At 51.7% G+C, this 23,460-nt stretch carries 20 protein-coding genes and 2 pseudogenes; 13 read left to right on the top strand and 9 right to left on the bottom strand.

Annotated elements, in window-relative coordinates; translation table 11 throughout:
- The first annotated feature begins 292 nt into the window (after nt 1-292).
- Nucleotides 293-2,563 (top strand): annotated as a pseudogene (locus OOJ59_RS15430) (bifunctional diguanylate cyclase/phosphodiesterase).
- Here the strand turns inward: OOJ59_RS15430 and ppx are convergent.
- From ppx to purM, 4 genes are all read right to left on the bottom strand, one after another.
- Complete coding sequence (gene ppx / locus OOJ59_RS15425) at nt 2,543-4,084, bottom strand: exopolyphosphatase (RefSeq protein WP_038642590.1); 1,542 nt, start codon at nt 4,082-4,084, stop codon at nt 2,543-2,545. The pseudogene OOJ59_RS15430 and the gene ppx sit on opposite strands and share 21 nt — an antisense overlap.
- Before the next feature lie 4 nt (nt 4,085-4,088).
- Entirely contained in the window at nt 4,089-6,155 is a 2,067-nt protein-coding gene (ppk1, locus tag OOJ59_RS15420) for a polyphosphate kinase 1 (RefSeq protein ID WP_069324466.1), read from the bottom strand.
- Between the two features lie 179 nt (nt 6,156-6,334).
- Complete coding sequence (gene purN / locus OOJ59_RS15415) at nt 6,335-6,976, bottom strand: phosphoribosylglycinamide formyltransferase (RefSeq protein WP_085049257.1); 642 nt, start codon at nt 6,974-6,976, stop codon at nt 6,335-6,337.
- On the bottom strand, nt 6,973-8,010 hold the full coding sequence (gene purM, locus OOJ59_RS15410; RefSeq protein WP_069324467.1) for a phosphoribosylformylglycinamidine cyclo-ligase: 1,038 nt from the start codon (nt 8,008-8,010) through the stop codon (nt 6,973-6,975). Before purM ends, purN begins: the two co-directional genes overlap by 4 nt.
- A gap of 295 nt (nt 8,011-8,305) precedes the next feature.
- On the opposite strand from purM, the gene OOJ59_RS15405 reads away from it, so the two are divergent.
- The 4 genes from OOJ59_RS15405 to OOJ59_RS15390 all read left to right on the top strand — a co-directional run bounded on the left by OOJ59_RS15405 (nt 8,306) and on the right by OOJ59_RS15390 (nt 12,728).
- Nucleotides 8,306-9,736 (top strand): 6-phospho-beta-glucosidase, encoded by a 1,431-nt coding sequence (locus tag OOJ59_RS15405; protein WP_160956106.1) that lies wholly within the window; start codon nt 8,306-8,308, stop codon nt 9,734-9,736.
- A gap of 182 nt (nt 9,737-9,918) precedes the next feature.
- The gene (gene upp, locus OOJ59_RS15400; RefSeq protein ID WP_038642580.1) at nt 9,919-10,545 is read left to right on the top strand and encodes a uracil phosphoribosyltransferase; all 627 of its coding nucleotides are present in this window, start codon (nt 9,919-9,921) and stop codon (nt 10,543-10,545) included.
- Between the two features lie 96 nt (nt 10,546-10,641).
- Complete coding sequence (gene uraA / locus OOJ59_RS15395) at nt 10,642-11,931, top strand: uracil permease (RefSeq protein WP_038642578.1); 1,290 nt, start codon at nt 10,642-10,644, stop codon at nt 11,929-11,931.
- Nucleotides 11,932-12,026: 95 nt separating this feature from the next.
- Entirely contained in the window at nt 12,027-12,728 is a 702-nt protein-coding gene (locus OOJ59_RS15390) for a DnaA inactivator Hda (RefSeq protein ID WP_211924219.1), read from the top strand.
- Nucleotides 12,729-12,762: 34 nt separating this feature from the next.
- Here the strand turns inward: OOJ59_RS15390 and arsC are convergent, their stop codons facing one another.
- Entirely contained in the window at nt 12,763-13,122 is a 360-nt protein-coding gene (gene arsC / locus OOJ59_RS15385; RefSeq protein WP_003037937.1) for an arsenate reductase (glutaredoxin), read from the bottom strand.
- Nucleotides 13,123-13,193: 71 nt separating this feature from the next.
- Nucleotides 13,194-14,657 (bottom strand): beta-barrel assembly-enhancing protease, encoded by a 1,464-nt coding sequence (gene bepA / locus OOJ59_RS15380; RefSeq protein ID WP_038642574.1) that lies wholly within the window; start codon nt 14,655-14,657, stop codon nt 13,194-13,196.
- A 226-nt stretch (nt 14,658-14,883) separates the two neighbouring features.
- Here bepA and OOJ59_RS15375 point away from each other — a divergent pair, with 226 nt between their 5' ends.
- From OOJ59_RS15375 to iadA, 4 genes are all read left to right on the top strand, one after another.
- Complete coding sequence (locus OOJ59_RS15375; protein ID WP_006683504.1) at nt 14,884-15,948, top strand: AI-2E family transporter; 1,065 nt, start codon at nt 14,884-14,886, stop codon at nt 15,946-15,948.
- A gap of 166 nt (nt 15,949-16,114) precedes the next feature.
- A complete protein-coding gene (locus OOJ59_RS15370) occupies nt 16,115-16,774 on the top strand; it encodes a nucleoside recognition domain-containing protein (protein WP_087856424.1) in 660 nt (219 codons plus the stop codon).
- 1 nt (nt 16,775) lies between these two features.
- Nucleotides 16,776-17,237 carry a YjiG family protein gene (locus OOJ59_RS15365; protein WP_003037948.1) on the top strand — a complete coding sequence of 154 codons (462 nt, stop codon included), beginning with the start codon at nt 16,776-16,778 and terminating at the stop codon, nt 17,235-17,237.
- An 11-nt stretch (nt 17,238-17,248) separates the two neighbouring features.
- Complete coding sequence (iadA, locus tag OOJ59_RS15360) at nt 17,249-18,412, top strand: beta-aspartyl-peptidase (protein ID WP_160956105.1); 1,164 nt, start codon at nt 17,249-17,251, stop codon at nt 18,410-18,412.
- On the opposite strand, the pseudogene OOJ59_RS28255 reads toward iadA, so the two are convergent.
- The 3 genes and pseudogenes from OOJ59_RS28255 to OOJ59_RS15350 form a co-directional block, all read right to left on the bottom strand.
- Nucleotides 18,343-18,501 (bottom strand): annotated as a pseudogene (locus OOJ59_RS28255) (hypothetical protein); the annotation flags it as partial. The gene iadA and the pseudogene OOJ59_RS28255 sit on opposite strands and share 70 nt — an antisense overlap.
- Nucleotides 18,502-18,522: 21 nt before the next feature.
- Complete coding sequence (gene bcp, locus OOJ59_RS15355) at nt 18,523-18,993, bottom strand: thioredoxin-dependent thiol peroxidase (protein WP_038642568.1); 471 nt, start codon at nt 18,991-18,993, stop codon at nt 18,523-18,525.
- The gene (locus OOJ59_RS15350) at nt 18,993-19,565 is read right to left on the bottom strand and encodes a glycine cleavage system transcriptional repressor (RefSeq protein WP_268063427.1); all 573 of its coding nucleotides are present in this window, start codon (nt 19,563-19,565) and stop codon (nt 18,993-18,995) included. Before OOJ59_RS15350 ends, bcp begins: the two co-directional genes overlap by 1 nt.
- A gap of 145 nt (nt 19,566-19,710) precedes the next feature.
- Here OOJ59_RS15350 and dapA point away from each other — a divergent pair, with 145 nt between their 5' ends.
- The 4 genes from dapA to ypfJ all read left to right on the top strand — a co-directional run bounded on the left by dapA (nt 19,711) and on the right by ypfJ (nt 23,457).
- Nucleotides 19,711-20,589: a 4-hydroxy-tetrahydrodipicolinate synthase gene (gene dapA / locus OOJ59_RS15345; RefSeq protein WP_006683510.1), complete on the top strand. Its 879-nt coding sequence runs from the start codon at nt 19,711-19,713 to the stop codon at nt 20,587-20,589.
- A gap of 16 nt (nt 20,590-20,605) precedes the next feature.
- The gene (bamC, locus tag OOJ59_RS15340; protein WP_038642564.1) at nt 20,606-21,640 is read left to right on the top strand and encodes an outer membrane protein assembly factor BamC; all 1,035 of its coding nucleotides are present in this window, start codon (nt 20,606-20,608) and stop codon (nt 21,638-21,640) included.
- 111 nt (nt 21,641-21,751) lie between these two features.
- Nucleotides 21,752-22,465: a phosphoribosylaminoimidazolesuccinocarboxamide synthase gene (gene purC / locus OOJ59_RS15335; protein WP_003835086.1), complete on the top strand. Its 714-nt coding sequence runs from the start codon at nt 21,752-21,754 to the stop codon at nt 22,463-22,465.
- A gap of 128 nt (nt 22,466-22,593) precedes the next feature.
- A complete protein-coding gene (gene ypfJ / locus OOJ59_RS15330) occupies nt 22,594-23,457 on the top strand; it encodes a KPN_02809 family neutral zinc metallopeptidase (RefSeq protein ID WP_085049253.1) in 864 nt (287 codons plus the stop codon).
- The last annotated feature ends 3 nt before the right edge of the window (nt 23,458-23,460 follow it).

The raw sequence follows: 23,460 nt of genomic DNA, 5'->3' as shown, positions 1-23,460 counted from the left end.
TGAGGGAATGGTCAATTCTTCGTTATGTAAAATTGCTTCAGTTGTTTTATCCCCTTATGTTATGGAAATTAATATGATTATTTGCGCGAATAATGAATTAACGATAAAAAATAATGAAAAGAGTAATAATTGATTAATGAGGGGCATTTTTTTTGATATGTATCAAACGTCGGCCTTTGCTGACAACTAGAATTGATGAATCAATATGATGTATTACTTTAACGATTTAAAGTCAGGTGGGATGCCTGTCTGAATACCCCCTACAGGATGTGTGGGATTCTACTGAGCATCTATGAAACTCAATAAAAAATATATTGGTATTAGAGATAGATGGTGGGCGTTACCTCTCATCTTGCCTTCTTTGCTGTTGCCTATATTGAGCACTGCCAACACCTATGCCCATATTAGTACGGGGACCGTAATACTTTTCTATCTGCCATTGGCGCTGATGATTAGTCTGATGCTCTTTTTTGGCTGGGCGGCATTGCCAGGAATTATCATTTCCATAATCTGGTATAAATATCCGCAGGTTGGACTATTTGAAACACTCTCAATAATTTCTCACTTTATAGTTACGCTAGTGCTTAGTTGGGGCGGGTATAAGGTATTCGTTCCCCGACGCAACAATGTTTCCCACGGCGATTCTCACCTGATGTTTCAGCGAATGTTCTGGCAGGTGTTCTGCCCGGCAACGCTGTTTCTGATTCTCTTCCAGTTTGCCGCCTTTGTGGGCGTCTATGAGAGCAAATCAGGCATGGTGGGCGTAATGCCCTTTAACACCGGCACGTTAATCAATTATCAGGCTATGCTGGCGGGGAATCTGGTTGGGGTACCACTGTGCTATCTTATTATTCGAACGATTCGCAATCCATTGCACCTGAGAGGCTATTTTTCTCAGTTAAAGCAGTAGGTTGACAGCAAAGTTACCAAAACAGAGCTTGCAGTCTGGTCGATTATATTGGCCGCATTTATGTCAATGTTGTGTATGCCGCTAAATGAACAAAGCTCAATATTTAGCACGAATTATACCTTATCACTGTTACTGCCCGTTATGCTATGGGGCGCAATGCGTTACGGTTATAGATTTATTTCGTTGATATGGTCAGTCGTACTTATTACTGCAATTCATTATTATCAGCGCTATATGCCCTGGTATTCGGGCTATGATACCCAGCTTGCCATTACCTCATCGAGCTATCTGGTTTTCTCCTTTATAGTGAATTTCATTGCCGTACTGGCAACGCGCCAGCGGTTTGTTACCCGACGGAACCATCGTCTGGCATTCTATGATCCAATGGTACATATTCCAAACTTGCGTGCGTTGAATCGGGATTTGAAAAAAGCGCCCTGGTCAGTGCTCTGCTTTTTGCGCGTGCCCGGCATGGAACTGCTGGTGAAAAATTACGGCATTATGCTGCGTATCCAGTACAAGCAAAAGCTCGCTCAGTGGATAACACCTCTTTTAGAACCGGATGAGCATGTCTATCAATTATCGGGTAATGATCTCGTTTTGCGTTTTAACACAGAGGCTCATCAGGAGCGCATTGAAGCCCTGGACAGGCATATTAAGCAATTCCGCTTTATCTGGGATGGCATGCCTTTACAGCCGCAGGTTGGCATCAGCTTTTGCTATGTTCGCGCTCCGGTTAACCACATTTATTTATTGCTCGGTGAGTTAAGCACCATTGCCGAAATATCTCTGGCGACCAATTCTCCAGAAAATATGCAGCGACGCGGCGTGATGCACTTGCAACGTGACCTGAAAGATAAGGTTGCGATGATGAACCGTCTGCAGCAGGCGCTGGAGCACAATCGCTTTTTCCTGATGGCGCAGCCGATCGCTGGCGTGCGTGGCGATGTCTATCATGAAATTCTGCTGCGACTTCATGGGGATGATGGTGAAACTATCGCTCCGGATAATTTCTTGCCGGTAGCGCACGAGTTTGGTTTGTCATCCAGCATCGACATGTGGGTGATTGAAAACACGCTGAAATTTATGGCGCGGAATCGGGAACAAATGCCTGCCCGTCGGTTTGCTATTAACTTATCACCTACATCGGTATGCCGTGCCCGGCTTCCGCATGACATCAATCAGTTACTGACGAAATACAAAGTTGAAGCCTGGCAACTCATCTTTGAGGTGACGGAAAGCAATGCCTTAACCAATGCGGAACAGGCACAGGCGACGTTACTACAGCTGCAATCTTTGGGCTGTCAGATTGCGATTGATGATTTTGGCACCGGATATGCCAGCTATGCACGACTGAAAAATGTGAATGCCGATATCCTGAAAATTGACGGCAGTTTTATTCGTAATATCGTTTCGAACAGCCTCGATTACCAAATCGTGGCCTCCATTTGTCATCTGGCGCGGATGAAAAGAATGCTGGTGGTTGCGGAGTATGTCGAAAGCGAAGAAATACGCAGCGCGGTGATTTCGCTGGGAATTGATTACCTGCAGGGGTATTTGATTGGCAAACCGTTGCCGCTGCGCGAAACGCTGGAAGAGCAGGTGCCAGACGAGCCGGCACCTGTTAAGAGCTTATGCTGCGATATCGGGTGAGCTTTCTTCTTCAATTTTGAGACGCCAGCCGGTTACCGCTTCCCAGTATTGCTGCTCTTTTTCCAGATCGAGCAGTACCAGCGCATTTTGGCTGAACCAGTCATGTGGGAAGCGTAAGGTCCAGTGGTTGTCTTCGGTTAGCAGGGTCAGGGTCGGCGGCGTGGTTGTCGCCTGACGCTGATTATTCAGTAATACCCCCAGACGCAATAGCTGGATTAACGGCAGAAACTGTTTTTTCTTAAACAGCGTAAAGCGGGGTAAATCATCAAGTTTCACCGCTTTACGATGGTAACGAACTAATGTTGCCATCATCAGTTGCTGTTCCTGATTGAATCCCGGTAAATCGCTATTTTGTAGAATGTAAGCAGAATGGCGATGCAGGCCGCTATGGTTAATATTCAGCCCAACCTCATGCAGCATCGCAGCCCAGCGCAGTAACGCTTCCAACTGGGGATTGGCCAGTTTTGGCTGCTGAATATGCCACTGGTCATACATCTGCATGGTGGTTTCCAGCACACGCCGGGCTTGCTCACTGTCAATGTTGTACTGATTCGCCAGGCTGCTGGCGGTGCGGCTACGTACATCCTGATGGCGAAAACGGCCTTCCATCTCATACAACACGCCTTCACGTAGCGCGCCATCGGACAGCCGAAGCTCGCGAATCGCCAGCGCATCAAAAACGCCGCACAAAATAGCAAGCCCAGGTACAAACACCGCTTTTCGTTCTTCTGACAGTCCCGGCAAACTGAGCGCATCGAATGACGCGTGCTTCAGCACTTCAGCGGTCAGTTTTTCCAGACGTTCGGGGGTGATAAAACCATCTTTCTCCCCCATCTCCAGCAGCACTTCGTGTGCCGCTTTAATGGTACCCGACGCGCCCAGCGCAACGTTCCAGCCCTGAATACGAAACTGCCAGGTTAGCGTTTCAAGTTTTTGCGCTGCCGCCATGCGGGCGCGCTGGAAGTTTTCCCGACTGATAGCGCCGCCCGGGAAATACATCTGAGCAAAACTAACGCAGCCCATACGGCGGCTTTCGACCAGTTTGGGTTCGAAATCTTCGCCGATCACCAGTTCCGTTGAACCGCCGCCGATATCGATAACCAGCTTGCGGCCTTTTTCCGGCTGGGTGTGTTCAACGCCCATAAAAATCAGACGTGCTTCTTCATTGCCAGAAATAATCTCAATCGGGTAGGGGATAACTTTTTCTGCGCGCTTGAGAAAATCGGTCGCGTTCAGCGCCTGACGTAGAGTATGGGTTCCCACGATACATACGCTCGACGGGGGAAAACCTTGCAGTCGTTCGGCGAAAAGCGACAAACAGCTTAATCCGCGCTCCATTGCTTCTTCGCTCAGCTTGTTGTCTGCGCCGAGCCCATCCGCCAGATGTACGCGTTGTTTCAGTCGTCCGATGATTTGCATTGCACCATCAACCACGCGGGCAATGACCATATGAAAACTGTTTGAACCCAGGTCGACCGCAGCAAATTCCTGCGGTCGTGGTGACTTGTCGTGTATTGGCATATCGTTAGTCAGGTTGCTCGAGTGATTTGATGTAGTCGTAAATCGCCAATTGTGACTGAACCTTACGGCGGTTTCCACGTGGCACGTAGCGATTACTCAGTTCTTTATCGATGAAGCGGGCCTTCACCGTATCGCTAAACAGAATATCAATGATATCCAGCACGCGTTGCTTGAGGCGTGGATCAAGTAGCGGGGTAGCGACTTCGATACGATAGTCGATATTTCTTGTCATCCAGTCAGCCGAGGAGAGATACACCTGCTTATCGCCGCCGTTCTCAAAGATATAAACCCGGTCATGTTCGAGGTAGCGGTCAACAATGCTGATAACGCGAATATTATCGCTGATGCCTTCAAGGTTCGGGATCAGAGAACACATACCGCGAATCAATAAATTGACCGGCACGCCCGAGCCTGAGGCTGCATAGAGACGATCCACCAGACCTTTGTCGACCAGGTTATTCAGTTTTAACGTAATTCCTGAAGGTAACCCTTGCTGTGCGTTAGCGATCTCTTTGTCGATCATGGCGTACAGCAGGCGACGTGAGTTCTGCGGAGAAACCAACAGATAATCAAATGTTACCGGACGATATGGGTTTTCAATGAAGTTGAACACCCGGCGAACTTCGTTAGTAATGCGTGAATCGGCGGTAAGCAATGAGTAATCGGTATAGAGGCGCGCCGTTTTTTCGTTGAAGTTACCGGTCCCGATATGCGCATAGCGCACGACGTCATCGCCTTCTTTACGTGAGATAAGAAACAGCTTGGCGTGAATTTTCAGGCCTGGGGCGGAGAAGATGACGTGAACGCCCGCTTCGGTAAGACGTTTGGCCCAGTGAATGTTGGCTTCTTCATCGAAGCGTGCCTGCAGTTCCACGACGACAGTGACTTTCTTACCGTTATGCGCGGCATGGATCATCGCGTCGATGATGCGCGAGTCTTTTGCCACACGGTAGATGTTGATTTTTATCGCCAGTACGCTTGGGTCGAAGGAGGCCTGACGCAGCAGTTCCAGGACATGTTCAAAGGTGTGATACGGATAATAAAGCAGTACATCACGCTCGCGGATTGCATCAAATCCGTTACGGAATTTCTCGTTATCGAACCAGATGTGACGCAGACGGGGCAGTGGTTTATTCACCAGGTTAGCTTTGCCAACATTGGGGAAGTTAATAAAGTCTTTGAAGTTATGGTAACGCCCGCCGGGAACGATGGAGTCGTAGCGAGAAATGGTCAGTTTTTCACGCAGCACCTCGACCAGCGCATTAGGCATATCTCGCTGATAAACAAAGCGCACAGGCTCGGCGGTCAGACGCTGTTTCAGGCTGGATGACATCAGCTCCATCAGGCTGGATTCCATCTCGTGCACTAAATCGTATTCCGCGTCGCGGGTCATTTTCATCGAATAGGCGTTCAGCGCATCGTAATCAAAGAACCCTTTGAAAATATCGTCAAGGCAATAACGTAAAATGTTGTCCAACAGGATCATCGGTTTGCGGCGACGCGGGGTCTCCGGCGGCAAATTCACAAAACGGGGAACCTTGTCCGAAGGGATTTCCAGCAGCGCGTAGCGGATCGTATCACCGCGGATAATCTCCACCGCCAGATAGGTATAGTCATCTTTCAGAAACTGGACTAAATCCGTCTCACGGTTAATCAGAATCGGCGTAATGTGCTGGCGAAGATATTGCTTGAAGTAATGGCGTAACCAGCTCTGCTGATTCACCGACAATTGGCGTTCGTTGATTAAGAAAATCTGGTTACGCGCCATCTCCAGCAGTAATTCGTTATACAGGCCGTCAAATTCCTGATCGGCTTTTAATACGCGGGCCTGGATTTTGCCGAGCAGATGGCGGGAGTGAGAGTTTGAACCCTGTTCTTCGCTAATGATGATTCGGCGCTTCAGTTCGGCAAAACGAACCTTGTAAAACTCGTCGAGGTTATTGGAATAGATGCCTAAAAAACGCATCCGTTCGATCAACGGGTTTGATTTATCAGCAGCTTCCTGGAGTACACGTTCGTTAAACGCTAACCAGCTGAGTTCTTTCTCGATATATAGCTTTTCCTGACCCATTACCACTTTTACTCCGTTTCATTCACGGGACACTACCGATTTATTATGGCGAGCATTGCTCTCAGATGTCCAACTGTGCCAGAAAAATATGACAATAAACTGTCTGATAGCAAAGAGAAAGGGGGGAAGAATAGTAGGCCGGATAAGCGAAGCGCCATCAGGCCTACCGGAAGATGTGATTATTCGTCGGCGGCGTAGCCTTGCGGCGGCAGGCGAACGCCGTCCAACCATGCTGCGTTATCGCGCATCTTCAGGCGACCATCGATAAACCAGCTTACCACCAGCGGGTAAATCGCATGTTCCTGGGCCTGAACCCGGGCAGTGACATCATCTTCGCTGTCGCCTTCAAATACCGGAACCTTGGCCTGGAGAATAACCGGTCCACCGTCCAGTTCATCAGTAACAAAATGGACGGAGGTTCCATGCTCTTCATCGCCGTTATCCAGTACCTGACGGTGCGTGTGCAAACCGGGATACTTCGGCAATAAAGACGGGTGGATATTCAGCAACCGTTCCGAATAGTGAGCGACAAACGCCGGGCTGAGGATGCGCATATAACCGGCCAGCACCACGACATCGGGGCCGTAGGCGTCAATCTCTTGTATCAGTTGGCGGTCAAATGCGTCGCGACTGGCAAACTGAGCGGCCTCCAGCGAATGTGCCGGAATATTCGCTTCTCGTGCACGTTCAAGGCCGAACGCATCGGCCTTGTTACTGAATACTGCCCGTATGGTGCCATTGATTTTTTTCTGTTCGCAGGCGTCGATGATCGCCTGCAAATTGCTTCCGTTACCGGAAATGAGCACCACAATGTTTTTCATTCAATGACCACACGCTGTTCGGAATCAGAGGCTTTGATGATACCGATTTTCCATGCGTTTTCACCTTTCTCATTGAGCAAAGCGAGGGCGTTGTCAACTTCCGAAGCTGGCAGGGCGATGACCATGCCTACGCCGCAGTTGAAGGTGCGGTACATCTCGTGCTGGCTGACGTTACCCGCCGTTTGCAGCCAGGTGAAGACGGCTGGCCACTGCCATGAGGATTCGTCGATCACTGCCTGTGTGTTGTCTGGCAGGACGCGCGGAATATTTTCCCAGAAGCCGCCGCCGGTCAGGTGGGCGATGGCATGCACATCAACTTTCTCGATCAGCTCCAGAATGGATTTTACGTAAATACGGGTCGGGGCCAGTAAGTGATCGGCCAGCGACTTGCCTTCAAGCTCGGTGGTTTCAGGGTCACAACCGCTGACTTCAACGATTTTACGTACCAGGGAGTAGCCGTTGGAGTGCGGGCCGCTGGAGCCGAGCGCAATCAGCACGTCGCCGTCAGCCACTTTTGAACCGTCGATAATCTCGGATTTTTCGACGACGCCAACGCAGAAGCCAGCCACGTCGTAATCTTCGCCGTGGTACATGCCCGGCATTTCAGCCGTTTCACCGCCCACCAGCGCACAGCCTGACTGCAGACAGCCTTCGGCAATACCATTAATGACGCTGGCTGCGGTATCCACATCCAGTTTGCCAGTCGCATAGTAGTCGAGGAAAAACAGCGGCTCAGCACCCTGAACCACGAGGTCATTGACGCACATCGCGACCAGGTCGATGCCAATGGTGTCGTGGCGTTTCAGGTCCATCGCCAGACGCAGTTTTGTGCCTACGCCATCGGTGCCGGAAACCAGTACCGGTTCACGATATTTTTGCGGCAATGCGCACAGCGCACCGAAGCCACCCAGACCACCCATCACTTCCGGGCGACGCGTTTTCTTTACTACGCCTTTGATTCGATCAACCAGAGCATTACCTGCATCAATATCAACACCGGCATCTTTGTAGCTAAGAGAGGTTTTATCGGTCACTGCCTGCTTCCCCACATGTTTACTTGCAGTAAAAGTTAAATTCGGCGCAATTCTAACAGGGAAAGCAAACGTTTGCGAGCCTGCTCTGCATCAAGTTTTATCTGCTGATTTTTTCAGCATTTTACAGTCATTTATCTATTTGTTTGAATCGCGCCACGAAAATGAAACCGGGTACATTCTTGTGCTTGAAACCAGCCAGCCAAATGCGCAGTATCGTACTGAAACCGGTTTCTGTTTTCTGTTACGGACCTCACCGAGAGTGTGTTGAACAGGGTAATCATGATAGGGGGAAGGTATGTCTGGATTTAAAGCAGATTTCATGTGGGGGGGCGCTGTAGCCGCTCACCAACTGGAAGGTGGCTGGCGGGAAGGTGGAAAGGGAATTAGCGTTGCTGATGTGATGACGGCGGGGGCGCATGGTGTGGCGCGTGAAATTACTGACGGTGTGATCGCCGGTAAAAATTACCCTAACCATGAGGCGATTGATTTTTATCACCGCTATAAAGAGGACATAAAGCTGTTTGCTGAAATGGGCTTTAAATGTTTTCGTACTTCCATTGCGTGGACGCGTATTTTCCCATTAGGCGATGAAGCGCAACCCAATGAAGCCGGCCTGCAGTTTTATGATGATCTGTTCGACGAATGTCTGAAATATGGCATTGAGCCGGTAATTACGCTGTCGCATTTTGAGATGCCTTACCATCTGGTGACGGAATACGGCGGCTGGCGCAATCGTAAACTTATCGATTTCTTTGTCCGTTTTGCCGGGGTGGTTTTCACGCGTTATCAGCACAAAGTGAAGTACTGGATGACGTTTAATGAGATTAACAACCAGGCGAATTATCACGAAGACTTCGCCCCTTTTACTAATTCTGGTCTGAAGTACCAGCCTGGTGAAGATCGCGAGCCGGTCATGTACCAGGCGGCGCACTATGAACTGGTGGCAAGCGCGCTGGCGGTGAAGACCGCGCGTGAAATTAACCCCGCGTTGCAGGTAGGGTGCATGATTGCCATGTGTCCAATCTACCCGCTGACCTGCGCGCCAGACGATATGATGATGGCGATGAACGCCATGCACCGTCGTTACTGGTTTACCGACGTACATGTGCGTGGTAGATACCCGCAGCATCTTCTCAACTACTTTGCTCGCCGTGGCTTTGAACTCGATATCACCAAGGAAGACCGTCAGGCGCTGGCCCTGGGCTGCGTTGATTACATCGGTTTTAGCTACTATATGTCTTTCGCGACGCAGGCTACGGCGGATAACCCCCAGTTGGATTACGATGAGTCGAAAAGCCTGGTACCTAACCCGTACGTGCAAAAATCGGACTGGGGCTGGCAGATTGATCCGGTCGGTCTGCGCTATTCGCTGAACTGGTTCTGGGATCATTATCAACTGCCGCTATTTATTGTCGAAAATGGATTTGGCGCCATCGACGTGCGCGAGAGCGATGGTACAGTCAACGACCAGTACCGTATCGACTACCTTGCCGCCCACATACGTGAGATGAAAAAAGCGGTGGTGGAAGATGGCGTGGAACTGATGGGATATACCCCGTGGGGGTGTATTGATTTAGTCTCGGCCGGGACGGGGGAGATGAAAAAACGCTACGGGTTTATCTACGTCGATAAAAATAATGACGGTAGTGGGACATTAGCACGCTCGCCTAAGAAATCTTTTTCATGGTATCAACACGTCATCCAGACTAATGCTGAATATCTTTAAAATTCATAGCATTGATAACAAGCTCCGCCATGAGTACGGGGCTTGTTTTATACTCATCATCCAGACGCAAACGACTTTGGTTGATCCATATCAAGCGGATGCAGTGTTGCGCCAGAGACGAAAAGCGGTATAATCCGGCGATTTTTTTGTGGTTGCCACTCGTCTGAGGAAAGGAGAAGAGTATGAAGATCGTGGAAGTCAAACACCCACTCGTCAAACACAAGCTGGGACTGATGCGTGAAAACGATATCAGCACTAAACGCTTTCGTGAACTCGCCTCGGAAGTTGGCAGCCTGCTGACTTATGAAGCAACCGCTGATCTGGAAACCGAAAAGGTGACCATTGAGGGCTGGAACGGTCCGGTTGAAGTAGACCAAATCAAAGGTAAAAAAATCACCGTTGTGCCAATCCTGCGTGCCGGTCTGGGCATGATGGAAGGCGTACTGGAAAACGTTCCGAGCGCGCGTATCAGCGTTGTCGGTATGTACCGTAACGAAGAAACGCTGGAGCCGGTTCCGTATTTCCAGAAGCTGGTTTCTAACATCGATGAGCGTATGGCGCTGATCGTAGACCCGATGCTGGCGACCGGCGGTTCCGTTATCGCCACCATCGACCTGCTGAAAAATGCTGGCTGCACCAGCATTAAAGTGCTGGTGCTGGTTGCTGCGCCGGAAGGTATCGCGGCGCTGGAAAAAGCGCACCCGGATGTTGAGCTGTACACGGCCTCCATCGATCAGGGACTGAACGAGCACGGATACATTATTCCGGGGCTTGGCGATGCCGGCGATAAGATTTTTGGTACCAAGTAAACGAATAAGTGAAAAAAAGCCGACTTTAAGAGTCGGCTTTTTTTTGAATACAACAACCTAATCGCTAATAATAAACAACACTCAGAGGAAAACACTATGACGCGCCGTGCTATCGGGGTAAGTGAAAGACCGCCGCTTTTACAGACAATCCCGCTTAGTTTGCAGCACCTGTTCGCCATGTTTGGCGCTACGGTACTGGTGCCAGTTCTGTTCCACATCAACCCGGCTACCGTTTTGCTGTTTAACGGCATTGGTACGTTGCTGTATCTCTTTATCTGTAAGGGTAAAATTCCCGCGTATCTCGGTTCCAGCTTTGCGTTTATTTCTCCGGTGCTGCTGCTGCTGCCGTTAGGTTATGAAGTGGCGCTGGGCGGTTTCATTATGTGCGGCGTCCTGTTCTGCCTGGTTTCTTTCATCGTTAAGAAAGCAGGCACCGGCTGGCTGGATGTGATGTTCCCTCCGGCGGCGATGGGCGCAATCGTTGCCGTCATCGGCCTGGAACTGGCAGGTGTTGCTGCGGGCATGGCGGGATTACTGCCTGCTGAAGGGCAATTACCGGATTCGAAAACCATCATCATCTCGATGGTGACGCTGGCGGTGACGGTATTTGGCTCCGTACTGTTCCGCGGTTTTATGGCGATTATCCCGATTCTGATTGGGGTGCTGGCCGGTTATGCGCTCTCTTTCGTGATGGGCGTTGTGGACACTACGCCGATTGCCCAGGCGCACTGGTTTGCGCTGCCGACTCTCTACACGCCGCGTTTTGAATGGGTTGCTATTCTGACCATCTTGCCTGCTGCGCTGGTGGTTATCGCTGAACACGTCGGACACCTGGTAGTGACGGCAAATATCGTGAAAAAAGATTTGATTCGCGATCCTGGTTTGCATCGTTCTATGTTCGCCAACGGCCTGTCTACGGTCATCTCCGGTTTCTTTGGCTCTACGCCGAACACCACGTATGGCGAAAACATCGGCGTAATGGCGATTACCCGCGTTTACAGTACCTGGGTTATTGGCGGCGCCGCGATTTTTGCCATCCTGCTCTCCTGTGTAGGCAAGCTGGCGGCAGCGATCCAGATCATCCCGTTGCCGGTCATGGGCGGCGTATCGTTGTTACTGTATGGCGTGATTGGTGCTTCCGGTATTCGCGTACTGATCGAATCAAAAGTTGACTACAACAAAGCTCAGAACCTGATCCTGACCTCGGTCATTTTGATCATTGGCGTGAGTGGCGCGAAAGTTCACATTGGCGCCGCAGAGCTGAAAGGCATGGCGCTGGCGACCATCGTCGGTGTCTGCCTGAGCTTGATTTTTAAAGTCATCAGCCTGCTGCGTCCGGAAGAAGTGGTGCTCGACGCAAAAGATGCAGACAGCCCGCAACAGTAAGTCTCTGACCGGGCGGCATCGCTGCCCGGTTCTATCGCGACGCATTTCTGTGTTAAACTCAACGCGATTTTATGAAATCCTGGGTTGAGGTATCTCTGAACACACCGGCACAGCTCTCTTTGCCACTTTATCTTCCTGACGACGAAACGTTTGCAAGTTTCTGGCCGGGGGATAACTCCTCTTTACTGGCTGCACTGCAAAACGTGCTGCGTCAGGAACATAGCGGGTATATTTATCTCTGGTCGCGTGAAGGCGCTGGCCGTAGTCATTTGCTGCATGCAGCCTGTGCGGAACTGTCTGCGCGCGGCGATGCGGTAGGCTACGTGCCGCTCGATAAGCGCACCTGGTTTGTTCCCGAGGTGCTCGACGGTATGGAGCATTTATCACTGGTATGCATCGATAACATCGAATGTGTGGCCGGTGATTCGCTGTGGGAAATGGCGATCTTTGATCTCTACAACCGTATTCTGGAGTCGGGGAAAACGCGTCTGCTGATCACCGGCGATCGCCCGCCAAGGCAGCTCAATCTGGGGTTACCGGATCTCGCCTCGCGCCTGGACTGGGGACAGATCTACAAGCTGCAGCCGCTTTCCGATGAAGATAAGCTGCAGGCGCTACAATTACGCGCCAGGCTTCGTGGGTTTGAACTGCCGGAAGATGTGGGACGTTTCCTGCTTAAACGTCTGGATCGGGAAATGCGTACGCTGTTTATGACGTTGGATCAGCTTGATCACGCATCGATCACCGCCCAGCGGAAGCTGACCATTCCGTTCGTAAAAGAGATTTTGAAACTGTAAACGCCGCAGCCGAAAAGAGTGCGGCGATTTCAGCTTAACCGACGATTTCCAGTACCTGCTCCGGCGGACGTCCGATCCGCGCCTGGCCTTTGGCAACCACAATGGGGCGCTCCATCAGCTTCGGATTTTCAACCATCGCCTGAATCAGCGCATCTTCACTCAAATTCTTGTCCGCCAGGTTAAGCGACTTGTAGAGATCTTCTTTCTGGCGCATCAGTTCGCGCGCGCTGGACATGCCCAGCATCTGCAGCAGTTCACGCAAGGTTGCGGCGTCTGCTGGCGTTTCCAGATACAGTACTACTTCCGGGTCCACGCCGTTGGACTTCAGCAATTCCAGCGTTTCGCGGCTCTTGGAACAACGTGGGTTATGGTAGATTTTAATCGCGTCTGACATGACTTCTCCTTGCATAACAATACTGCCGGATGGCGACGCTACAGCATCGCCATCCGGCAAGAGTTCGATAATTACATCTTCGTATACGGTTTAAAACGTTCTTGCAACTGGCGCAACTGGTCGATACGGGCATCGTATCTGGCCTGCTGCTGGCTTCCCAGTTTGACCTGAGAACTTGCGCTGCTGAGCATCGAAATCGCCTGGTCAAGACGCCCTGCAAGGGCATACCCTTCCGCACGGGCAGCCAGTTCCTGATCGCGGTTACCGAGAGCAGCCTCCGTTTGCGCTAACAAATCCCAGCCGTTAGGGTCATCCTTGTGGTTAAACGTATAACGATTCAGGATATTGGCTGCTTCTTTGGCTTGCCCGCCCTGTAAATACGCATTTGCCAGATTGAGCTGCAGTACCGGGTTGACTCGCAGGTCTCGAGCATTTTTAAGGCGATTAATCGCGTCGCCGGTTTTCTTCTGGCCGAGATCGATATCCGTTGCCAGGTCAAGATACCAGGCATTGTTTGGTTCGGCCGTCAGCAATGGTTGCAGCGCTTTACGCGCCTCGTCGTATTTACTGGCCTCCATTGCCTGCAACGCCCGACCATACTGCGCCGCACGTTGCTCGCGTACGTTGCCTTTCGACCAGCTACTCAGCAAGTCATCGGTCAACTGGTTGCGACCAGAGTTATACATGCCTAAGGTCCGCGCCTTGGCCAGATAAAAATCTTCTGAAGACTGGACGACGACCGGGCGCATCTGGTTGGCGCGGTTACGCGCATCTGCCAGACGGCTTTCTGGCAGGGGGTGGGTCAGCAAAATTTCCGGTGGACGCGAAGAGTAACGGGCCTGATCGAGCAGTTTTTCCAGGAACGTCGGCATGGCCTGGGGATCGAATCCCGAACGTTGCAGTACCTGAATACCGATGCGGTCCGCTTCCTGTTCGTTTTGCTGCGTAAAGCTGATCATTCCCTGGCGCGTACCCGCCAGCGTACCGGTCAGCGCCGCCATACCCGCCTGGGGGCTGGCCATCGCCAATAAAATGGATCCTAACGCACCGACCCATGTTAGCGGGGCGCTGCGTTTCTGATCTTCCATCGCTCGCGCCAGGTGACGCTGCGTGACGTGGGAAATTTCGTGCGCCATAACCGATGCCAGTTGGCTTTCGTTATCGGAATAGCGGAACAGTGCGGAGTGCAAAACAACGTTGCCGCCAAAGAAGGCAAAGGCGTTAATTTCATCGTTGTTGATTAAAAAGAAGGTGAAGGGCGTTTTTACCGAGTCGGCGTGTGCAACTAAACGCATCCCCAGACTATTAATATATTGGGTCAGCAACGGATCGTTAATTAACGGCGCGCTGCCTCGCAGCTGGCGTACGTAAAAATCGCCCATCTGCATTTCCTGTCCTATGGAAAGGGTACTCCCTGCCGAGGTTCCCATATCAGGCAGGGTGTCCGCGGGGTCAGCAAATGCGGGCGCAACCTGACCGATGGTCAGTGCGGCAATGAGGGTAGCAACCAGGTTTTTTTTCAACTGCCTGAACATAACCTCTGTCCTGTATTCTTTTTTGAGATAGCCATTTGACCAATGCCGTGAAGTATCGTTCACACTCCGCAAGCTTAGGGAGTGTAACTGTGAAACCTGACGATGAACACCCAGGAAAAATGTCTTTTCACTTTGCGTAATCAGCCATAAAAAGCGAAGTCTTTTTTGTGACATTTCGATACAATTCGGGATCGCAATCCCGCTATTGGGTTCATGGAAGGGTTTTATGCTCGAAATGTTGATGCAATGGTATCGCCGCCGCTTTAGCGACCCCGAGGCCATCGCCCTGCTAATTATTCTGGTTGCCGGTTTTGGCATCCTGTTCTTCTTTAGCGGTCTTTTGGCGCCGCTGTTGGTCGCCATTGTGCTGGCGTACCTGCTTGAGTGGCCGACTGTACGGCTGGAACATATCGGCTGTTCACGGCGCTGGGCGACATCAATCGTGCTGGTGGTGTTTGTCGGTATTTTGCTGCTGATGGCGTTTGTGGTGATGCCTGTCGCGTGGCAGCAGGGGATTTACCTGATCCGCGATATGCCCGGTATGCTCAATAAATTATCTGATTTTGCCGCCACTTTGCCACGACGTTATCCGGCGCTGATGGATGCGGGCATTATTGATGCGATGGCGGAGAATATGCGCTCGCGGATGCTCACCATGGGCGATTCGGTGGTGAAATATTCGTTAGCCTCTCTGGTCGGATTGCTGACGCTGGCGGTCTATCTGGTGCTTGTCCCGTTGATGGTATTCTTCCTGATCAAAGATAAAGGTCAGATGCTGAACGCCGTGCGTCGGGTACTGCCGCGTAATCGCGGACTGGCGGGACAGGTATGGAAAGAGATGAATCAGCAAATCACCAACTATATCCGCGGAAAGGTGCTGGAAATGGTGGTGGTCGGCGTGGCGACCTGGCTCGGCTTCCTGCTGTTTGGCCTCAACTATTCTCTGCTATTGGCGGTGCTGGTGGGGTTCTCGGTTTTGATCCCGTATATCGGCGCTTTTGTGGTGACGATTCCGGTCGTCGGAGTGGCGTTGTTCCAGTTCGGGCTTGGCACCGAGTTCTGGAGCTGCTTTGCCGTGTACCTGATAATCCAGGCGCTGGACGGTAATCTGCTGGTCCCGGTACTGTTCTCCGAGGCCGTTAACCTGCACCCGCTGGTGATTATTCTGTCGGTCGTTATTTTTGGCGGGCTGTGGGGATTCTGGGGCGTATTCTTTGCGATTCCTCTGGCGACGCTTATCAAAGCCGTCATGCATGCCTGGCCTGATGGTCAGGCCGTTGACGAACCTTAATCTGCAAACTCCGGCGATGCAATGTCGCCGGAGCTGAACTTGTCTGACCTCTATCCACACTTTCTGAATAATCTCCTCTGGTGTCGTTTTTCTCCGCGTTTGTCTTTAACTTGACCCGCGTGATGTCTTTTCGTCACGCAAGGAATAAGACCAACAGGAGAACAACATGGGTCACAACACACACACGCAGCAAAAGGTGGGATGGGGCGGTTATCTCGCTTTTTTTATTACAATTATTCTTTTTTCCGGCATGTTTGCGAAAAGTACCGAATGGTGGCGGGTATTTGACTTCACCGTCCTTAACGGTGCGTTTGGGAAGGTTAATGCGGCAGGCGATACGGCCATCTCTTTTCGCGGCACGGGTGGCATGGGCGCTAAAGATGGCTTTTTATTCGCACTGGAGCTGGCGCCTTCCGTCATTCTTTCTCTGGGGATTATCTCCGTCACCGAAGGGTTAGGTGGATTGCGCGCCGCACAACAGTTAATGACGCCAGTCCTGCGCCCGTTGCTCGGAATTCCAGGTGTTTGTTCGCTGGCGCTGATCGCGAATTTGCAAAATACCGATGCCGCAGCCGGGATGACGAAAGAAATGGCTGAAGAGGGCATTATCACTGAACAGGAACGTGCCGTTTTTGCCTGCTGGCAAACCAGCGGCAGCGCCTGTATTACCAACTATTTTTCCTCAGGGGCAGCGCTGTTTACGATGGTTACCGTTCCGGTGATTACGCCGCTGGCGGTGATCCTCGTGTTCAAATTTGTGGGGGCTAACCTGCTGCGCTTATGGATTGCGCAGTTGGAAAATCGCTGTACGCAGCAGGAGGCCTGAGATGACAACGCAGGTACGTAAAAACGTCATGGATATGTTTATCGATGGCGCACGGCGCGGGTTTACCATAGCAACAACCAGCCTGTTACCGAACGTGGTGATGGCGTTTGTGATTATCCAGGCGCTGAAAGTAACGGGGCTGCTCGAGATTGTCGGGCGGGTATGTGAGCCCGTGATGGCGTTATGGGGGCTGCCGGGAGAATCTGCCACCGTCCTGCTGGCGGCGGTCATGAGTATGGGAGGCGGCGTCGGTGTTTGCGCCAGCCTGGTTGTTGCCGGTACGCTTTCGGGACATGATGCCACGGTATTATTACCCGCTATCTACCTGATGGGTAATCCGGTGCAAAATGTGGGACGTTGTTTGGGGACTGCGGGGGTCCATCCTCGTTACTATCCGCTTATTATTGCGGTGTGCGTCATTAATGCACTGCTCTCTATTTGGGTCATGCAGGTTATTGCCTGACAAGGAAGGTTATGAACTGTTCAATTCTTAATTTGACATTGTTCCAGCAGGGACATGTGTACGCGCCGGAAGATTTAGGGCGACAGGATATACTGGTATCCGGCAGCAAAATTGTTGCCATCGCGCCGTCGATTTCTCCTGAAGACTTTCCCGGCTGCGAGTGCGTCAATCTGGACGGCGCGATTGTGTGCCCGGGGTTTATCGATCAGCACGTCCATTTGATTGGCGGTGGCGGTGAAGCGGGGCCGCACACCCGCACGCCGGAAGTGCGTTTGTCACGGCTGGTTGAAGCTGGCGTCACTTCGGTGGTGGGATTACTGGGTACAGATGGTATTACCCGTCATCCGGAGTCGCTGCTGGCGAAAACCCGCGCGCTGGAGTTTGAAGGTATCAGCGCCTGGATGCTGACCGGAGCGTATTCTCTGCCTTCCCCGACTATCACCGGCAGCATCGATCGCGACGTGGCGCTGATCGATAAAGTGATTGGCGTGAAGTGTGCGATTTCGGACCATCGTTCTTCAGCACCAGATACCCAGGCACTGGCGAACATGGCGGCGCAGTCGCGCGTCGGTGGATTGTTAGGACGCAAACCGGGGATCAGCGTTTTCCATATGGGCGACAGCCCGCACATGCTGGAACCGTTATATCAGATCCTTGAAAACTGCGACGTGCCGATAACTAAACTGTTGCCGACTCACGTTAACCGTGCGGAACCCTTGTTCCAGGCGGCACTGGAGTATGCCCGCAAAGGCGGTTTTATCGATATTACCAGCAGCATTGATGAGCCTGTTGATCCGGCCACGGCTATTGCCACGGCGCTGCGCCAAAATGTGCCGCTGTCGCGCATTACCCTGAGCTCGGACGGCAACGGCAGCCAACCGGAATTTGATGAGTCAGGTAATCTCACCGGGATTGGCGTCGCGGGGTTTGAATCACTGGCGGAAACGGTGCGCCAGTTGGTGAAGGTTCATGCTATACCGCTGGAACAGGCGCTGTGTCCGCTGACGCGTACGGTGGCAGAATTTTTAGGGCTGGAGCATAAAGGGCGTCTGGCTGTGGGATGCGATGCGGATATTCTGGTGCTGAACGACGCGCTGGAGGTGAATCACCTGTGGGCGAAGGGAAAAGTGGTAGTCAGAGAGAAAAAAGCCTGCGTCAAAGGGACGTTTGAATAACCGAGGTTGATGCCGGATGGCGGCGTAAACGCCTTATCCGGCCTATAAAGTGTGCAAATTGTAGGCCTGATAAGCAAAGCGCCATCAGGCTTTTTTCAGAAAAACGTGAATCAGGCGTTCTCTTTCAGCCAGTTCATTACCACGTCGTGGTGATTGCTGGTTTTGAAGTTATCAAACACATGCTCAATTTTCCCTTCAGCATCAATCAGGAAGCTGATGCGGTGGATGCCATCGTAGGTTTTGCCCATAAATGACTTCTCACCCCAGACGCCGAACTGCTCGCAAACCTGATGATCTTCGTCGGACAAGAGCGTGAAGTTAAGAACTTCTTTCTCCGCGAATCGGGAAAGTTTTTCCGGTTTATCGGTGCTGATTCCCAGCACTTCAACACCTGCTTTTTTTAACTCATCCATGTTATCGCGCAGGCCGCAGGCCTGTACGGTACAGCCGGGTGTCATGGCTTTCGGGTAAAAATAAACCAGAACACGCTGTCCCTGGAAGTCGGTTAAATTTACTTGTTCTCCGTCTTGATCCGGCAAGCTAAATTTCGGTGCGATATCACCGGCTTTCAGTGGGTTCATTACTTAACTCCATCCTGTTCATCATGCTGTGAGTAATTGACGACGTTAATACTGCCTTGCGCATTGAGTTCTGTACAGAGTGCTTTAAACGCATCTTCAATATTTGCCGCGTCATGTGACGCAGGACTATGTGCGGTAATTTGAATAAACAACTGCGCCGTCTTTCCATTCTCAGCCGGTTGCGTGCGTGAAACCAGTTCCGCAATATTCATTTGGTGGCTATCAAACAGGGCGGTAAAGCGTTCAATCAAATGTGGAGAATCGGGGACATCGACCTGCACCCATACCGTGGCGGGCATTGCTGGGCGGGGACGCGCAGTCGTGCGCTTCATGACAATCAATAAATCCAGCTCAGCGCATTTCAACGGCAAGGTTGATTCAATCAGGGTGATGGCATTCCAGGTGCCTGACAGCAGCATGATAAATGTGAATTCGTCACCCAGCATCGCCAGTCGGCTGTCTTCGATATTACAGCCGCAACTGCTGACATGACGCGTGATGGTGTTCACAATTCCTGGGCGGTCGGCACCCAGCGCAGTAATGACCAGATAGTGTTGCGATGACGATGTCAAACCTGTTCTTCCTTTGAGCGGTGAGGTAATCATAAGGAAAGCATAAAAAAAACATGCATACAACAATCAGAACGGCTCTGGTCGCTTGCTTTTATTGTCGTACCAAACGTACCATTGAGACACTTGTTTGCACAGAGGATGGCCCATGTTCACGGGAAGTATTGTCGCGCTTGTTACGCCGATGGATGAGAAAGGTAAAGTCTGCCGGTCGAGCCTGAAAAAACTGATTGATTATCATGTCGCCAGCGGCACCTCGGCGATCGTTTCGGTTGGCACCACCGGTGAGTCTGCCACCCTGAGTCATGATGAACATGGCGATGTGGTGATGATGACGCTGGAGCTGGCCGACGGGCGTATTCCGGTAATTGCCGGAACGGGCGCCAATGCGACCGCAGAAGCCATTAGTCTGACGCAGCGTTTCAACGATAGCGGTGTTGTCGGCTGCCTGACGGTGACGCCGTATTACAACCGCCCAACCCAGGAAGGTTTGTTCCAGCATTTCAAAGCCATCGCTGAACATACTGACCTGCCGCAAATTCTGTATAATGTGCCGTCCCGTACTGGCTGCGATATGCTGCCAGAAACCGTTGGCCGTCTGGCGAAAGTAAAAAATATTATCGCTATTAAAGAGGCCACGGGGAACTTAAGTCGCGTTCACCAGATCAAAGAGCTGGTTTCAGATGACTTCATTCTGCTCAGCGGTGATGACGCGACCGGACTGGATTTTATGCAGCTCGGTGGTCATGGCGTGATTTCCGTAACGTCTAACGTTGCGGCGCGTGACATGGCTGAAATGTGCAAACTGGCGGCTGCAGGGCATTTTGCCGAGGCGCGGGTAATTAACCAGCGTCTGATGCCGTTACACAACAAACTTTTTGTCGAACCCAATCCTATCCCAGTGAAATGGGCATGTAAGGAGTTGGGACTTGTGGCGACCGATACGCTGCGTCTGCCGATGACGCCAATCACGGACAATGCTCGTGAAATCGTCAAGGCGGCGCTTAAGCATGCCGGTTTGCTGTAAAGTTTAGGGAGATTTGATGGCTTACTCAGTACAAAAGTCGCGCCTGGCCAAGGTTGCGGGTGTTTCGCTTGTTATGTTGCTCGCGGCCTGTAGTTCTGACTCGCGCTATAAGCGCCAGGTGAGCGGTGATGAATCCTATCTGGAGGCCGCACCGCTTGCTGAGCTTCATGCGCCAGCTGGGATGATTCTGCCGGTTATGTCAGGTGATTATAATATCCCGGTAACCAACGGTAGCGGTGCCGTGGGTAAAGCGCTGGATATTCGCCCACCGGCCCAGCCGTTAGCGTTAGTCACTGGCGCTCGTACCCAGATCGCAGGTGATACGTCGACATTACTGGTGGAAAATGGTCGTGGCAACACGCTGTGGCCACAGGTCGTTAGCGTCATTCAGTCTAAAAACTACACGATCGCTAAGCGTGATGATGCCAGCCAGACGTTGACCACCGACTGGGTTGACTGGAACCGTCTGGATGAAGACGAGCAGTACCGTGGACGTTATCAAATCTCGGTTAAACCGCAGGGCTATCAGCAAGCGGTAACGGTGAAACTGACTAACCTCGAGCAGGCGGGTAAACCTGTAGCCGATGCGGCATCTATGCAGCGTTACAGCGCTGAGATGATGAACGTCATCTCTGCTGGTCTGGATAAGAACGCCACAGATGCTGCGAATGCCGCGCAGAACCGCTCTGCAGCAACCATGGATGTTCAGAGCGCCGCCGACGACACTGGTTTACCAATGCTGGTGGTGCGTGGACCGTTCAACGTGGTGTGGCAGCGTCTGCCGGCAGCGCTTGAGAAAGTGGGCATGAAAGTGACCGACAGCACCCGTTCTCAGGGTAGCATCGCCGTGACCTACAAACCACTGTCTGATAGCAGCTGGCAGGAACTGGGCGCAAGCGATCCAGGTTTAGTGTCTGGCGACTATAAACTGCAGGTCGGTGATTTAGATAACCGCAGTAGTATGCAGTTTATCGATCCGAAGGGGCATACCCTGACGCAAAGCCAGAACGACGCGCTGGTCGCCGTCTTCCAGGCAGCGTTCAGTAAGTAAAAATGAAGGGCTGGATAACTCCAGCCCTTTTTTTCTGATATGATACGCAAACGTGTGCGTCGGCAGAAAAACGCAATATTTATCGTTAATTCACACCCAGGAGTAATAAAGATGCAAAAGCAAGCTGAGTTGTATCGTGGTAAAGCGAAGACCGTATACAGCACGGAAAACCCGGACCTGTTGGTGCTCGAATTCCGCAATGATACGTCAGCAGGGGATGGCGCGCGCATTGAACAGTTTGACCGTAAAGGCATGGTGAATAATAAGTTCAACCATTTCATTATGACTAAACTGCAAGAAGCGGGCATTCCTACCCAGATGGAGCGACTGCTTTCCGATACCGAATGTCTGGTGAAAAAACTGGAGATGGTACCGGTTGAATGTGTGGTGCGTAACCGCGCGGCGGGCTCACTGGTTAAGCGTTTAGGCGTTGAGGAAGGTATTGAACTGAATCCGCCGCTGTTTGATCTGTTCCTGAAAAACGATGCTATGCACGATCCAATGATTAACGATTCCTATTGCGAAACTTTTGGTTGGGTGAGCAAAGAGAATCTGGCGCGTATGAAAGAGCTGACCTACAAAGCGAACGACGTGCTGAAAAAGATGTTCGATGATGCGGGCCTGATTCTGGTCGATTTCAAACTTGAGTTTGGCTTGTATAAAGGTGAAGTGGTGCTGGGTGATGAATTCTCACCGGACGGTAGCCGTCTGTGGGACAAAGAAACGCTGGATAAAATGGACAAAGATCGCTTCCGCCAGAGCCTGGGCGGTCTGATCGAAGCCTATGAAGCCGTCGCGCATCGCCTGGGTGTCAAGTTAGACTAATTCCCCTTTGAGCCGGCGATCGCTCACCGGCTCATCAATCTCGCCGATTTTGATTACTGTTTCTTATGGTAATCCTGTTCCGAACCGCCTACGATCATCATCATAATGAATAAAAAGTTGAGGTGATTATGCGCTGGCAAGGGCGTCGTGAAAGTGACAATGTAGAAGACAGACGAAACAGCTCTGGCGGCCCTTCTATGGGCGGGCCTGGTTTTCGTTTGCCCAGTGGTAAAGGCGGCATCATCCTGCTGATAGTGGTGCTGGTCGCAGGTTATTATGGCGTGGATCTCACCGGATTAATGACCGGTCAACCCGTTTCCCAACAGCAATCATCACACTCCATCAGCCCAAATGATGATGAAGCGGCAAAATTTACCTCGGTGATTCTGGCCACCACGGAGGATACCTGGGGACAGCAGTTTGAAAAAATGGGCCGGACCTATCAACAGCCGAAGCTGGTGATGTATCGGGGCGCTACGCGTACCGGATGCGGCGCAGGCCAGTCCGTGATGGGCCCGTTTTACTGCCCGGCGGATGGCACCGTGTACATCGACCTCTCCTTCTACGACGATATGAAAAACAAGCTGGGCGCCGATGGTGATTTTGCTCAGGGCTATGTTATCGCCCATGAAGTGGGCCACCACGTGCAGAAACTGCTGGGTATTGAACCGAAAGTTCGTCAGATGCAACAGAATGCCTCACAGGCTGAAGTGAACCGTCTTTCCGTGCGTATGGAACTGCAGGCGGATTGCTTTGCCGGCGTCTGGGGCCATAGTATGCAGCAGCAGGGCGTGCTGGAGTCCGGCGATCTGGAAGAGGCGCTGAACGCCGCGCAAGCTATCGGTGACGATCGCCTGCAGCAGCAAGGACAAGGCCGCGTTGTACCGGACAGCTTTACCCACGGAACTTCTGAACAGCGCTTTACCTGGTTCAAACGCGGCTTTGACAGCGGCGATCCGGGGCAGTGCAATACTTTTGGAAAAGGCATTTAAAAT

The sequence above is a fragment of the Citrobacter sp. W9 genome (genome assembly GCF_026719375.1).
GTDB lineage: Bacteria > Pseudomonadota > Gammaproteobacteria > Enterobacterales > Enterobacteriaceae > Citrobacter > Citrobacter werkmanii.
Note: the sequence above shows the minus strand (reverse complement) of the source record. Positions and strands in the feature narration are given on the sequence as shown.